Source organism: Nocardioides sp. URHA0032 (assembly GCF_000620645.1).
Taxonomy (GTDB): domain Bacteria; phylum Actinomycetota; class Actinomycetes; order Propionibacteriales; family Nocardioidaceae; genus Nocardioides.
Genome location: NZ_JIAV01000003.1, coordinates 1 through 14,125, shown reverse-complemented (window position 1 = coordinate 14,125; position 14,125 = coordinate 1). Strand labels below are relative to the sequence as shown.

Below are 14,125 nucleotides of genomic sequence, written 5' to 3'. Positions count from 1 at the left end.
CCACCCTACTTCGTCCGCCCGGACCAGATCCGGGCCCGTGCTGGTGCGATCAGACAGCGAGCCACTCGGTGGCGGTGGTGACCGAGGCCAGCTCATCCTCCCGTGGTACGACGCCCAGGCCGGGACCGGTCGGGACCGCCAGGTGACCCCGGTCGAGCACGAACGGCTCGGTGATGTCGCGGTGGTAGTAGCGGCCCGAGCCCGACGTGTCGCCGGGCAGCGTGAAGCCGGGCAGCGCCGCCAGGGCGACGTTGGCCGCGCGCCCGAGACCCGTCTCGAGCATGCCGCCGCACCAGACGGGGACGCCGTGGGCGACGCAGACGTCGTGGATCTTCCGGGCCTCGAGGTACCCGCCGACCCGTCCGGGCTTGATGTTGACGATCGCCGCCGCACCCAGCCGGATCGCGGCCGCGGCCGACCGGGCGGACACGATCGACTCGTCGAGGCAGACCGGCGTCCGGATCTGCTTCGCCAGGTCGGCGTGGCCGAGCACGTCCTCCTCGTCGAGCGGCTGCTCGATCAGCAGGAGGCCGAACGGGTCGAGCCTGGCGAGGTGGCGCGCGTCGGCGAGCGTGTACGCCGTGTTCGCGTCGACCTGGAGCAGCACGTCGTCGCCGTACCGCTCCCGGACGGCGCGCACCGGCTCGACGTCCCAGCCCGGCTCGATCTTCAGCTTGATGCGGACGTAGCCCTCGTCGAGGTAGCCACCGACCGCGTCCAGCAGCGCGGGGACGCTGTCCATGATCCCGACCGACACCCCGCACGGCACCCGGTCGTGGACGGCGCCGAGCTGCTGGCCGAACGACCGACCCTGCGCGCGGAGCTCGGCGTCGAGGACACCCATCTCCAGGGCCGCCTTGGCCATCCGGTGGCCCCTGAAAGGCTCGAGCACGTGCGCCACCGCGTGCGCCTCGAGCGGCCCGGCCGCCGCGAGCGCCGGCACCAGGAACCGGCGCAGCACGTCCGCGGCCGCCTCGACGTACTCCGAGGAGTACAGCGGGTCCGTCATCGCGACGCACTCGCCCCAGCCCTCCGCCTCGTCGGTCACGACCCGCAGCAGCAGCACGTCCCGGCTGGTCTGGGTGCCGAACGAGGTCCGGAACGGCGCGACCAGCGGCATGCTGATCCACCGCAGCTCGACTCCGGTGAGCTTCACGAGTGGTCTCTCCTCACGATGTACCAGCCGGCCTTGTCGAAGCCGGAGATGGCGGCACCCTCGGCGACCAGTGCCGCGAGCGCCTCGCGCACGGCCACCCGCCACCGCTGGGCGAGGGCCGGGTCGGCCAGGCGCAGGGCACTGATGTCGGGGGGTACGCCGACCAGGCTGGTCGTCCCGTCCAGCCGTCCCGGCTCAGGAGCGCCGTCGGCGCCGATGCCGAGTGCCACGACGGCACCCCGGGCGACCTCGTCGGCGGCCAGGACCGAGACGGTGTGGCCCGAGCAGGCCGCGACGACGGCGGGGTCCCGCAGTCGCCAGCGGACCAGCAGCCGGTCCGAGTCGTCGTCGCCGTTGATGCTGTCGACCATCGCGCCGTAGAAGTTCGGCAGGTACTCGTCCGGCAGCGCCGCGAGCTTGACCAGGTTGAAGTAGGCGTTGCGGCTCACCAGCGGATCGAAGGTCCACGCGATCTCCGCGACCCCGCGCAGCATCGCCCACGCACGCTGGTGCAGCTTGAGCGCGAAGCCCACGTGCCGGCCGGCCATGTCACCCGCGACGCCGGCGATGTGGCTGTGCAGGGCGTCCTCGCCCGGAGCGTGGAAGAACCCGACGCACGCCCCGACCAGCCGGTCGCCGTCGAACGCGCCGCCGACGTAGTTGCCCGCCTTGCCGAACGCGCGCAGCAGCTCGAGCGTCATCGGCGGGTTGCCGTCCCGACCCCAGATGCCGGCGTAGAGCTCGACGACGGCGGCCAGCTCGTCGAGGTCACCGACCTCGCGCACCGAGACGCCGGCGGCGAGCGCGGCCGCGTCGGCGGCCTGGACGGCACGGTCCAGGTCCGCGTCGACGGTCGAGCCGACGCCCGGGCCGACGGAGGTCAGGTTCGTCACGCTTCCCATGCTGCTGAGATTCTCCGAGCTCGTCATGGTCGTCCCGCACCAGTCGTGAGGAGCCGATTCGTCGGCTGCGCCAGCAGGTCGGCCACGAGCGCGCCCAGGAGAGCGGTGCGGCCGGCCAGCTCCTCGACGAGCACGTGCTCGTCGTCGGCGTGGGCGCCTCCCCCGACGGCACCGAGGCCGTCGAGCGTGGGGGTGCCCACCCCGGCGGTGAAGTTGCCGTCGGACGCGCCGCCGACCGCCGCGGCGAGGGGCTCCGCCCGGCCCAGGCGTACGGCGAGGGCGCGGGCCCGCTCGAGCAGGCCGACGGAGGCGGCCGCCTCGAGTGGCGGCCGGTTCGGGCCGCCGGTCAGCTCGATCCGCGCGCCGGGTAGCACCGGGCGGAGCGATCGCATCGCGTCGTCGACGCGCTGCTGCTCCGCCAGCGACCGGACCCGCACGTCGACCGAGAAGGATCCCTCGGCGGGGACGGTGTTCGTGGTGGTGCCGGCGCGGGCAGCGGTGGGGGTGACGGTGGTGCCGAGCGCTTCGTTGCCCAGCCCGGCGACGAGCAGGGCCTGGTGCGCCAGCTCGACGGTCGCGTTGACGCCGAGCTCGGGCTCCAGGCCGGCGTGCGCGGCGCGGCCGACCACCCTGACGTCGTACAGGGACACGCCCTTGCGCTCGGACTTGAGCGCACCGCCGTCGGCGGAGGCCTCGAGGACCAGCGCCGCCTCGGCGAGACGCGCCTCGTCCTCGATCAGCCCGCGCGAGCTGGGCGACCCGAGCTCCTCGTCGCCGGTGACCAGCAGCGTGACTCCGTCCACGTCCTCGAGGGCGGCCACGGCGTGGAACATCATCGCGACGCCGGCCTTCATGTCGAAGCAGCCCGGTCCGCGCAGGACGCCGTCCTCGACGGTGCACGGGTGGGTCTCGAGCGAACCGAGCGGCCACACCGTGTCGTGGTGGCCGACGAGCAGCACCCGCGACGGCCCCGCGCCCAGCCGCCAGCGCAGGTGCGTGCGGCCGTCGAGGACGATCCGTTCCGGCGGTACGCCGAGGTGCCGCTCACCGAGCCGGGCGACCACGTCCGCGGACCGGGCGACGGCGGCCAGGTCGGCGGACGGTGACTCGCACTCGACGAGCTCGCGGATGTCGGCGAGGAGGTCGGTGAGCATCAGTCGACCCGCGGTGTCGCGCGCACGCCGAAGTGCACGTAGCGCTCTCCGGTCGGCAGCTCGTAGAAGGTCACCGGCGCCCAGGTGTCGGCCTCCGGCGGCCGGACCGCGAACAGCGCCGGGCCGACCGGCACGAGCGGGTACTCGTCGACCGGGTCCGGCACCATCTCGGCCAGCGGGCCGAGCACGGTCGTGCGCAGGGTCGGGCCCTCGGCCAGGACCTCCATGCGGACCGACGACCGGGCGTAGGTGCCGACGTACGGCGTGATGTCGACCTCGACCGGCTCGACCGGCGGGGCGAACGGCTCGGACATCTCGACCCCGGCGACCTCACGGAAGATCTCGCGGTACAGGTCCTGGTACAGGTCCCGCGTGTTGCCGCCGTTGGCGAGCAGCGCGACCGCGATGTCCGCGTGGTCGGCCGAGGCCGGCAGCAGCCGGAGGAAGCCGGCCTGGCCGAGCGTGTTGCCGTCGTGACCGATCAGCCGCTCGCCGTCCCAGCCGAACCGGATCCAGCCCAGGCCCCAGGAGTCGCCGAGGATGAACTTGTCCGGGAGGTCGGCCTCGTGGCGGGTCATCGCCTCGGTGGACTCCGCCGACAGCACCCGGGTGCCGTCGGGGGCGAGCCCGCCGGACAGGTGCAGCTTCGCGAAGCCGAGCACGTCGCGGACCGTGGACTTGATCAGTCCGGCGGGTCCGACCGAGCGCGGCAGGTCCCAGACGGGAGTCGGCACCTGCTTGCCGTCTGCCTCGACGTGGCCGACGGCGGCGGCGAAGAGGATCGCCTCCTCGGGCAACGTCACCGTGTGGTCGAGGCCGAGCGGGGTGAACAGCCGCTCCTTCATGGCCTGGTCCCAGGTCTGGTCCGTCAGCTTCTCGATCACCCGGCCCAGCAGCGACCAGCCCGAGTTGCAGTAGGACCAGGTGGCACCGAGCGGGTGGTTCTGCGCGACGTCGGCCAGCAGCTCGGTGTACTTCTCCAGGCAGTCGTCGCCGCGGCCGGTGTCGGTGAACACGTCGCCGTCGATGCCGCTGGTGTGGGTCAGCAGGTGCCAGATGGTCAGCTGCTTGGTGACGTCCGGGTCCGAGAGCTGCAGCTCCGGGATCACCTCGACCACCGGGGTGTCGAGCGCGATCCTGCCCTCGTCGACCAGCTGCATGACGACCGTCGCCGTCCAGACCTTGCTGATCGAGCCGATCTGGAAGACCGAGTCGGTCGTCGCCGGCTGGCCGGTCCGGTTGTTGAGGACGCCGTACGCCGCCTCGACCAGGTCGTCGCCGTCGAGGATGCCGAGCTGGGCACCGGGCACGCGGTGCTTCCGCGCCAGCACCTCCAGACGGCGCTGCCAGTGCGCCGTGTCCAGGCGGGGGCGACCGTCGCGCTCGACGTACTGGTCGAGCCAGCCGACCACGCGGCGGTTGTAGTCCATCCGCTCCGACGGCTTGCCGAGCAGGATGAAGACGTGGGAGGCGCCCGGGTACAGCACCAGCTCGGTCGGGACGCCGCGCTGGCGCAGCGAGGTGTGCCACTGCTGGGCCTGGCCGACCGGGCAGGTCAGGTCGCCCTGGCCGTGCAGGACCAGCGTCGGGGTGGTGACCTTCTCGACGTGGGTGAGCGGTGACATCGCGGCGTACTGCTCGAACGAGTCCCAGGGCGTGCCGCCCAGCTCGTAGCGGGCCATCAGCGGGCCGTCGTCGCTCGAGCCGTACTCGCTGGTGAGGTCGGTGACGACGCCGCCCGCGATCGCGGCCTTGAACCGGTCGTCGTAGGCGGTGAGCCAGCAGGTCATGAAGCCGCCGTAGCTGTACCCGGTGAGCGCGAGCCGGTCGGCGTCGGCGAGGCCCTCGGCGACCAGCGCGTCGAGCGGCTCGAGGAAGTCGTGGACGTCCTTCACGCCCCAGCCCGCGTTGACGCCGTGGTAGAACGCCTCGCCGTAGCCGTCGCTCCCCCGCGGGTTCAGCAGCAGCACCGCCCAGCCCCGCGCGGCCAGCTCCTGGTGGTAGAGGTGCATCTCGTCGGCCGCGGCGTTCCACGCGTTGTGCGGCCCGCCGTGGATGTCGAGCAGCAGCGGCAGCGGGCCGTCGCGCTCCACGTCGATCGCCGGGTCGCGGATCAGCCAGCCCTGCACCTCGGTGCCGTCGGAGATCGTGAACGTGCGCTCCTCACGGACGAACAGCTCGACGTCGGCCATGGCGTGGTCGGTCAGCACCGTCTCGGCACCGGTCGCGAGGTCGAGCGCCACGATCTCGCCGTACGACGTGGGGGTCGCGAGGGCGACGACGGCGGTGGTGCCGGCGACCGAGAGCCCGGAGACGACGCGGCCCGCGCCGGCGAGCACCGGCCCGTTGCCGTCCCAGAGGTGGCTGCAGCCGCGGTCGCGGATCGCGAACAGCACCCGGCCGTCGGCGGTCTCCACAGGGCGGGCGCCCGGGTACGCCGGGCCGCCGGGCATCACGTTGCGGTCCAGGTGTCCGCTCAGGTCGGTGGGGGCGCCACCGTCGAGCGGGACGCGGTACAGGTGGGCGTGCCCGAGCTCCAGCTCGGCGTGCCCGACGACGAGCAGGCTCTCGCCGTCGTTGGTGAACGAGACGGTCCCGGCGATGCCGTCCTCGAGCGCCACCACGCGCGGCGTGGCCTTCGGGTCGTCGACGTCGAGGAGGTGCACCGCCGTCTGGAAGGTCAGGTCGGTGTCGGCCCCGTGCTTGCGGGTGAACGCGACGGTGCGGTTGTCCGGCGACCAGGCCGGCTCGCCGGCGTGGTCGCCGTCGGTGACCTGCCGGACGCTCTGCGGATCGGGCGCGGCGGCGAGGGCGACGACGTGCAGCTGGCTGCGGACCTGGCCGAACACGCCGGCGCCGTCGGCCTGGTAGTCGATGCCCCTCGTCACGAGCGGGCCGGTCCCGTCGGTCGGGTCGACCGCGGCCGTGAACGCGATCCGCGCGCTGTCCGGGCTCCACACCGGGGCGCCCGCGCCGAGCGCGAGGTCGGTGACCTTCTCTGGCTCACCGCCGTCCACGGGGAGGACGTGCACCTGGCCGTCACGGAGGAACGCGAGCCGGGACCCGTCGGGCGACCAGGCCGGGGCGGTGTCGGTGGTGCCGCCGGTCAGGCGCCGCGGCGTACCGCCGGCGGCCGGGACGGTCCACAGCTGGTCGATGTTGCGGTCCTGCTCCCGGTCCAGGGTGCGCAGCACGTAGACGACCCGCGACCCGTCGGGCGAGATCGCCGGCTGGGACGGCACCGCGAGGGCGGGGAGGTCGTCGATGGTCAGGCGTCGGGTCATCGGGGGGTTCCTGTCTGGGGCTTGGTTCCGGGTACGGCGGCGAGCAGCTCGCGCGTGTAGTCGTGGTCGGGAGTGGCCAGCACCTGCGCGGTGGGGCCCTCCTCGACGATGCGACCGTGGTGCATGACGGCGACGTGCGTCGCGACGTAGCGCACCACCGCGAGGTTGTGGGAGATGAAGAGCATCGACAGGCCGAGCTCGCGCTGGAGCTCGCGGACCAGGTTGAGGACGGCGCCCTGGATCGAGACGTCGAGCGCGGAGGTGATCTCGTCGGCGATCACGACGGCCGGGCGGCCGGCGAGGGCACGGGCGAGAGCGACCCGCTGGCGCTGCCCACCGGACATCTCGGAGGGACGGACGCCGGCGCGGGCCGGGTCGAGGTGGACCAGCTCGAGCAGCCGCTCGACCTCGGCCCTCCGCTCGGCCCGCGATGCACCCCGCGGCATCGCCTCGGCGACGCTCTCGCCGATGCTCATCCGCGGGTCCAGCGAGGAGTACGGGTCCTGGAAGACCATCTGCAGCGGGCGGTTGCGGCCGCGCGTCGGGACCGGGGCGCCGTCGAGCAGGATCCGGCCGCCCTGCATCGGCGCCAGGCCGACGGCGGCGCGGGCGAGTGTGGACTTGCCCGAACCCGACTCCCCCACCAGGCCGACGACCTGACCGGCCGGCACGGTGAGGCTGACGCCGTCGACCGCGGTGGTGTGGCCGTACTGCACGGTCACGTCGTCGAAGACCAGGGTGCTCATGACGCCTCCACCTCCTCGTACACGTCCTCGCGGTCCCGGATCTCGACGTCGATCGGCTCACCGGCGTGCCAGCACGCGACCCGGCGGCCGGCCGCGTCGGTCTCGAGCGGCGGCTGCTCGGCACGGCACCGGTCGGTGGCGAGCGGGCAGCGGGCGGCGTACGCGCAGCCCAGGGGTACGTCGGCCGGGTCGACCGGGCGGCCTGGGATGACCGCCAGCGGCTCGTCGAGGTCGGTGTCCATGTCGGGGACGGCGGCGACCAGCGCCCGGGTGTAGGGGTGCCGGGCCTCGGTCGCCAGGTCGCCCGCGGGCAGGTCCTCGACGATCTTGCCGGCGTACATCACCAGCACCCGGTCGCAGACCTCGCCGACGACAGTGACGTCATGGCTGATGAGGACCAGCGCCACGTCCTCGGCCTCGCGGATGGCGGCGAGGAGGTCGAGGACCTGCTGCTGGACGGTGACGTCGAGCGCGGTGGTCGGCTCGTCGGCGACGATCAGCGCGGGCGACCCCATCAGGCCCATGCCGATCATGGCGCGCTGGCGCATGCCGCCCGAGAACTCGTGCGGGTACTGGTGGGCGCGGTGCTGGGGCTCGGTGATCCGCACCGAGCGGAGCCGGTCGACCGCCCGCTCGAGAGCCGCCTTCTTGTCCATGCCCTGGTGGTGGCGCGCGACCTCGGCGAGCTGGCCGCCCATCCGCAGCGTCGGGTTGAACGACGTCATCGGGTCCTGGAACACCATCGAGAGCGAGGTCCCGAGCAGCCGGCGCTGGGCCCTGGAGTCCGAGGCGCGCAGGTCCGTGCCGAGGAGCTCGAGGCGGCTCGCGTCCACCCGGCCCGGGTCCCCGACCAGGCGCGAGACCGCGAGCGCCGTCAGCGACTTGCCCGACCCCGACTCGCCGACGATGCCGACCGCCTCGCCGCGCCGTACGGCGAAGGTGATGCCGCGGACCGGGCGGATGGGGCCGCGCGGGCCGGGGAAGGTGACCTCCAGGTCGCGGACGTCGAGCACCACGTCGTCGTGCTGGTGGTGCACCTCCGCGGCGACCTCCTCGGCCTCGGGCGCGGCCGGCACCCGCGGCAGGGCGGGGATGCCGCCGACGACGCCGACACCGAGCGCCTTCGCCACCGACTCGCCGAACAGGTTGAACGCGAGGCCGGCGACGAGCACCGCGGTGCCCGGCGCGAGTGCGGCCGCCGGGTTGACGTAGATCGAGGAGATGCCGTCCATGAGGAGGCGGCCCCAGTCGTAGCGCGGCTGCTGGACACCCAAGCCCAGGAACGAGAGGCCCGCGAACGCCAGCAGGGCGCTGCCCGCGCTGATCGTGGCGTTGACCACGAGCGGCTCGGAGATGTTCGGCAGCACGTGGCGGAACAGGATGCGCACGCGGCCGACCCCGGCCACCCGCGCCGCGGCGACGAAGTCACGCGATCCGATCCCCGCGACGAGGGTCTGCACGAGGCGGCCGAACCCGGGCGCGCCCGCCAGGCCGATGGCGAACACCGCACCCGTCGCCCCGACCCCGAAGATGACCGCGAAGAACAGCGCGAGCAGGATGCCCGGGAACGCGACCGCGATGTTGATGCCGGCGCTGACGAGCCGGCCCGACCGGCGCCCGAGCAGGAAGGCGGCGGTGCCGAGGACCAGCCCGGCGACGACGGCGATGATCGTCGCGGAGAGCGCGAGCTCGACCGAGAGCCGGGTGGCGACCAGCGTCCGGTAGAAGATGTCGCGGCCCAGGTTGTCGGTGCCGGCCCAGTGGTCGGCCGACGGCCCCGCCAGGATGTCGCTGGTGTCGACGGCGTTCGCCTCGTCGGTCCAGAGGATCGGCGCCACGACCGCGAGGACCAGGACCCCGATCGTGAGCGCGGTCGCCGCGAGCCCGAGCGGCGTGCGGAGCACTCCCTTCCAGCGGCGCACGGCTTAGTCCTCCCGGATCATCGAGCGGGGGTCGAGCAGCGCGAGCGCCACGTCGACCAGGGTGTTCACGATCAGCACGGCGGCGCCGTACACGATCACGATGGCCTGCACGACCTGGTAGTCCTTGTTGAGGATCGAGGAGACGATCGTGCTGCCCAGCCCGGGCCAGGCGAAGACGTTCTCGACCAGGATGGTGCCGGCCACCATCGAGCCGAGGATCAGGCCGCCCAGGGTGAGCGAGGCGGTGAGCGCGTTGGGCAGCGCGTGCTTGAGGTACACGGTCCGCGCCGGCAGCCGCTTGGCGCGGGCGGTGCGGACGAAGTCGGCCTCCAGCACCGTCACCATCTCGACGCGGATGATGCGCGACAGGATCGCTGCCGGGCCGATTGCCAGCGACAGCACCGGCAGGACGTACGCCGACGGGGTGTCGTTGCCCGCCACCGGGAGCCAGCCGAGGCTGACGCCGAAGACGTAGACGAGCCCGACGCCGATGAGGAAGTCGGGGACGATGCCGAGCACCACGCTGCTCGTGGTGAACGCCAGCTCCGTGCGCCGGCCGTGGCCGCGTCGGGTCAGGACACCCATCAGGACACCGACGGGCACCGCGACCGCCACGGCGACCAGGAAGGCCAGCAGCGCGAGCTGCAGGGTGGCCGGCAGCCGCTGCGAGACGATCTCGGACACCGGGAGCTGCGACACGATCGAGGTGCCCAGGTCCCCGGTGAACAGGTCCTGCAGGTAGTGCCAGTACTGCACCAGGATCGGGTCGTCCAGACCCATCTCCTCGCGCTTCGCGGCGACCAGGGCGGCCGGTGCGGTCGGCCCGAGGGCCGCGCGCACCGGGTCGCCCGGGATCAGGTGGATCATGAGGAACGACGCCGTGACCAGCACCCACATGGACACCAGCAGGCGTCCGAGACGTCGTACCCCGAACCGGACCCACGGGTGGGAGGTCACTCCCACCCGTGGGGACGTCGGGGCGACCGAGCTCGCCAGGGACATCGACTAGTTCGCCACCATCCGGACGCTGGTGGGCGAGAACGTGCCGGGGTACTCGAACTCGGCCCCGTTGCCGTAGGTCTTCACCTCGTTGTTGGCGAACGGCACGATGTCGGCCGCGGACACCAGCTTCGACTCGGCGCCGAGCCACGTGTCGCAGCCCTCGGTGCCGTTCATCGCGCTCGCCTGGGCGACGCCGTCGGTGTAGTCCTTGTTCTCGATCCCGGAGAAGTTCGTGCCGCCGTCGGCCAGGCCCGGGCCCGAGAGGAACGGGACCAGCTGGTCGGGGCTGTTGACGTTGAGCGGAACCCACGCGATGTCCCAGTCGCCGGTGCCGAAGATCGCGCCCTGGAGGGCCGTCTCGTCCACGCCCTTGGCGGTGACGTCCGCACCCGCGGCCTTCCACTCCTGCACGGCGAGCTCGGCTGCCGCGGAGAGTGCGCTGCCGGCGGCGCTGGAGTAGAGGAACGTGAGCTTCTTGCCCGCGAGCACGGACTTCGCCGCGTCCACGTCCTGGTCCGGCAGCGACCCGGAGACCGAGTCACCCGGGCAGGCGGAGGGGTCCAGCGACGCGAACGTCGTGGCCAGGGTGCCCTGGCCGCTGGTCGCCACCGAGGCGAGCTCCTGGAAGTCGATCGCCTGGGTGAGCGCCATCCGGACGTCCGCGCTGCTGGTCTCGTGCCCGTCGTTGTGGTTGTACCACTGCTCGCCGACCATCGCCGTGGTGCTGACGCTGAACAGGTTGGCGGCGTCCAGCCGCTTCGCGTCCGGGCCCTGGATCAGGGCCGCGTTGATGTCGCCGGAGAGCAGCAGGTTCGCGGCCGTGCCCTCGTTCTGGATGACCTTGACCACGATCGTGTCGGGCATGCCGTTCTCCGCCGTGGTGGCGCCGTCGGGCCCCCAGGTGTAGCCGTCCCGGATCTTGTACGAGTAGTGGTCCCCGGGCACGGCCTCGGTGAGCTCGTAGGGCCCGGTGCCGTCGGTCGAGTCGGCCAGCGACGAGCGGTCGCCCATGCCCTTGGCGCAGACCATCGGCAGGCTCCCGAGGCCGTTGAGCACGAACGGCGCCGGCTGCGCCAGCGTGATGGTCACGGTGCCGGCGGCGTCGTCCGCCTTCGCGGTCGCACCGGCCGGCAGGAAGGTGCCGAGGTAGGGGCTCTTGTTCTTGGGGTCGCCCACGTAGTCGAGGTTGTCGGCGGCCGTGGTCGCGGTGAAGTCGCTGCCGTCGGCGCAGGTGATGCCCTTCGCGAGGGTGAGCGTGACGGTCTTGCCGTCGACCTTCCAGTCGGTTGCGAGCTGCGACTCGATCTCGCCGGTGTCACCATTGACCGAGACCAGGTTGTCGTAGGCGATCTGGTTGACGGCGAAGAGCTGGGAGCTCGCCGAGGACTGCGGGTCGAGCTTGCCGGGGTCGCCGGCGACCGACATGGTGAACGTGCCGCCGTCGACGTACTCGCTGTCACCTCCCCCGCCGGACTTGTTGCCGTCGCTCCCGCCACCACAGGCGGCGAGGAGGGCAGCGGTCGCGCAGACGCTCAGTGCGGCCTTCAGCTTCATGGGCTTCCTCAGGGTTTCTCGGTCAGGCTCCGGCGCGCCGGACGGCGCGACCGATGTGGAGGTACAGGGCGTGGCCATCGCCGTCGTCGCCGACGAACGCGTGCGGGATGTGGATGCCGTGCATGGGCTCCAGGTTGATCAGGCTGTCGCCGCGGAAGTGCACGAGCTCACGGCGCTCGGGCTGCTCGCCCAGCTCCTCGAACAGGCCCTTCGGGATCTGCTCGAGCCAGATGCGGCCGTCCTCCTCCTGGCTGACGATGATGTCGGCCACCTCCGAGGAGTAGGTGCCGACGTACCGGGTGGCGTCGACCTTCGCGGACTCCGCCGGTGCCACGGGGAGCGGTGGCAGCTCGGTGTCGCTGAGCTCGGCGACCACGTGGCCGACGACGTCGTGGTACAGCGACAGCGTGTCGCCGCCGTTGGTGAGCAGGGTGACCACGAGGCCGGCCTCGGGGACCATGCGCATGAAGGCGTTCTGGCCGATGGTGCTGCCGTCGTGGCCGATGATGTCGCCGCCGTCGGCGTCGAAGCGCTCGAAGCCCAGCCCCCACGAGTCGCCCATGACGCCGAGGTACGGCAGCTCGACCTCCTTGGCGTGCATCCGGGCGGCGGTGCCGGGTGCCAGGACCTGGGTGCCGTCGGCGGCCTTGCCGTCGGCCAGGTGCATCTGCGCGAACGCCAGGAGGTCGCGCGGACGCATGGCGAGCATCGCGCCCGCGGGAGCGTTGGAGCGGGCCAGCGCCCACACCGGGGCGGGGCTGAAGCCGGTGCCCGGCTCGAGCTCGACGTGGCCCATCGCGGCGCGGAACATGATCGCCTCGTACGGGCTCGCGGCGGCGTGGGTGAGGCCGAGGGGCGCGAACAGGTGCTCGCGCAGGCAGTCGTCGTACGGCTTCTCGCGCAGCACCTCGACCAGGCGGCCGAGCACGCAGTAGCCCGCGTTGTTGTAGGAGAACAGCTCGCCGGGCGGGAACAGCTGCGGCACCTCGTGGAGGACCCCGAGGTACTTCTCGACGCAGTCGTCACCGACACCGGTGTCGGTGAAGATGTCGCCCTCGAAGCCGCTGGTGTGGTTGAGCAGCATCCGGATGGTGATGACCTCGGCGGCGGACTCGTCGCCGATCCGGAACTCCGGCAGGTACGTGCGCACGGTCGCGTCGAGGTCGACCTTGCCCTCGTCGACCAGCTGCATCACCAGCGTGGCCGTCCACAGCTTGGTGATGGAGCCGATCTGGAACAGCGAGTCGGGGGTCGCCTCGACCCCGGTGGCCTTGTTCAGGATCCCGGCGGCGTCATCGACGACCTCGCCGTCCTTGAGGACGGCCACGGCAGCGCCGGGGACGTCGTACTTCTGCAACAGTGCGGGCAGCTGGTCCGCCAGCCACTCCTTGACCTCGGACAGGGTGCTCATGCCGCTCACCGTAGGAATGACCCGGATCACTGTGTTCGTCGTGGCCGACAAGCCGGTGGTCGGGTGTCCGTTCGATCGAACAGCAACGACCGGAACCAGGTGCCATCAGCCGACGGGGTGGGGCTGAACGTGGTGGGGCTGAACGCCTTCGGTTGATGGGTGTCGGATCTACTCCGGTTGATTGGTGACACTCGGTTGGACTCTAGAACGTCGTTGGGGCGCTGTGGAGCGCTTGACTCTCACCTCCCCGGTGCTGGTGCGTTTCTCGGTGCGCAGCAGGTGGTCGCCGTCGTAGAACTGCAGGACCTGATCGGTGACCCACACGTCGATGGGGTGGCCGGCGGCCGCGGCGCCGAGGCAGACCTGTTGCCAGGACACGCACACCACCCCGACGGCGCTGGCACGGCGCGTGACCCAGGTCCCGTCGCGGTGGTCGTGCTCGGGTCGGCCGGGACCGGTGACGGTCCTCAGCACCCTCACCCGGCTCGGTTCGGGGTGCAGGAACCGGCTCGCGGGGGTGGCCATTCCCAGTGCCTGGTGGGGCCGGTTCGTGTTGTAGTCGACCACCCACTCGTCGAGCTCGGCCTGCGCGGTGGCGAGGTCGGCGAAGACCCGGTCGGTGCGGAACTCGGTACGGATCGCGCGGTGGAACCGCTCGATCTTCCCGGTGGTCGTGGGTGAGCGTGGCTGGGTGTGCAGGTGTTCGATCCCGTTCTCCCGGCACACCCGGTCGAAGAGCACCTCGACCGGCGGGGTGTTGAACCGGCCGGTGAACACCTTGCCGTTGTCGGTCAGGATCTGGCCCGGCACGCCGTGGGTCCGCAACGCCACGGCGAGCCCTTCGCACACCTCGCGCGCGGACTCGCGCAGCATCAGGTGGGCGCACACGCAGTACCGGGAGTGGTCATCGACCCCGGTCAGCGCCTTGACCCGGCGGCCGTCCGCCAGCACGAATCCGCCGACCACGTCCATCTGCCACAGCTCCATCGGGGCG

10 protein-coding genes are annotated in these 14,125 nt (G+C 72.2%); all 10 read right to left on the bottom strand.

Features of this window, described 5'->3' with window-relative positions:
* Positions 1–49: 49 nt before the first annotated feature.
* Entirely contained in the window at positions 50–1,156 is a 1,107-nt protein-coding gene (gene menC / locus N538_RS0101765; protein WP_028635862.1) for an o-succinylbenzoate synthase, read from the bottom strand.
* Entirely contained in the window at positions 1,153–2,058 is a 906-nt protein-coding gene (locus N538_RS0101760) for a GNAT family N-acetyltransferase (protein WP_231496109.1), read from the bottom strand. The genes menC and N538_RS0101760 overlap by 4 nt, the downstream gene beginning before the upstream one ends.
* A 23-nt stretch (positions 2,059–2,081) precedes the next feature.
* A complete protein-coding gene (locus N538_RS23390) occupies positions 2,082–3,212 on the bottom strand; it encodes a M20 family metallopeptidase (RefSeq protein ID WP_051548607.1) in 1,131 nt (376 codons plus the stop codon).
* The gene (locus N538_RS0101750; protein WP_028635860.1) at positions 3,212–6,496 is read right to left on the bottom strand and encodes a serine hydrolase; all 3,285 of its coding nucleotides are present in this window, start codon (positions 6,494–6,496) and stop codon (positions 3,212–3,214) included. Before N538_RS0101750 ends, N538_RS23390 begins: the two co-directional genes overlap by 1 nt.
* Positions 6,493–7,242 carry an ABC transporter ATP-binding protein gene (locus N538_RS0101745; protein WP_028635859.1) on the bottom strand — a complete coding sequence of 250 codons (750 nt, stop codon included), beginning with the start codon at positions 7,240–7,242 and terminating at the stop codon, positions 6,493–6,495. The genes N538_RS0101750 and N538_RS0101745 overlap by 4 nt, the downstream gene beginning before the upstream one ends.
* Complete coding sequence (locus N538_RS0101740; RefSeq protein WP_028635858.1) at positions 7,239–9,164, bottom strand: dipeptide/oligopeptide/nickel ABC transporter permease/ATP-binding protein; 1,926 nt, start codon at positions 9,162–9,164, stop codon at positions 7,239–7,241. The genes N538_RS0101745 and N538_RS0101740 overlap by 4 nt, the downstream gene beginning before the upstream one ends.
* A 3-nt stretch (positions 9,165–9,167) precedes the next feature.
* A complete protein-coding gene (locus N538_RS0101735) occupies positions 9,168–10,121 on the bottom strand; it encodes an ABC transporter permease (RefSeq protein ID WP_231496108.1) in 954 nt (317 codons plus the stop codon).
* Between the two features lie 48 nt (positions 10,122–10,169).
* A complete protein-coding gene (locus tag N538_RS0101730) occupies positions 10,170–11,720 on the bottom strand; it encodes an ABC transporter substrate-binding protein (RefSeq protein WP_028635856.1) in 1,551 nt (516 codons plus the stop codon).
* A gap of 22 nt (positions 11,721–11,742) precedes the next feature.
* The gene (locus N538_RS0101725) at positions 11,743–13,131 is read right to left on the bottom strand and encodes a serine hydrolase domain-containing protein (RefSeq protein WP_028635855.1); all 1,389 of its coding nucleotides are present in this window, start codon (positions 13,129–13,131) and stop codon (positions 11,743–11,745) included.
* A 168-nt stretch (positions 13,132–13,299) separates the two neighbouring features.
* A partial coding sequence (locus tag N538_RS23385; RefSeq protein WP_155991920.1) for an integrase core domain-containing protein occupies positions 13,300–14,125 on the bottom strand: 826 nt, incomplete at its 5' end.

Excerpts from the sequence above, each read along its gene's own strand:
- N538_RS0101750 (WP_028635860.1), bottom strand. The coding sequence starts at position 6,496 with ATGACCCGACGCCTGACCATCGACGACCTCCCCGCCCTCGCGGTGCCG.
- N538_RS0101730 (WP_028635856.1), bottom strand. The coding sequence starts at position 11,720 with ATGAAGCTGAAGGCCGCACTGAGCGTCTGCGCGACCGCTGCCCTCCTC.
- N538_RS23390 (WP_051548607.1), bottom strand. The coding sequence starts at position 3,212 with ATGCTCACCGACCTCCTCGCCGACATCCGCGAGCTCGTCGAGTGCGAG.
- N538_RS0101725 (WP_028635855.1), bottom strand. The coding sequence starts at position 13,131 with ATGAGCACCCTGTCCGAGGTCAAGGAGTGGCTGGCGGACCAGCTGCCC.
- N538_RS0101760 (WP_231496109.1), bottom strand. The coding sequence starts at position 2,058 with ATGGGAAGCGTGACGAACCTGACCTCCGTCGGCCCGGGCGTCGGCTCG.
- N538_RS0101745 (WP_028635859.1), bottom strand. The coding sequence starts at position 7,242 with ATGAGCACCCTGGTCTTCGACGACGTGACCGTGCAGTACGGCCACACC.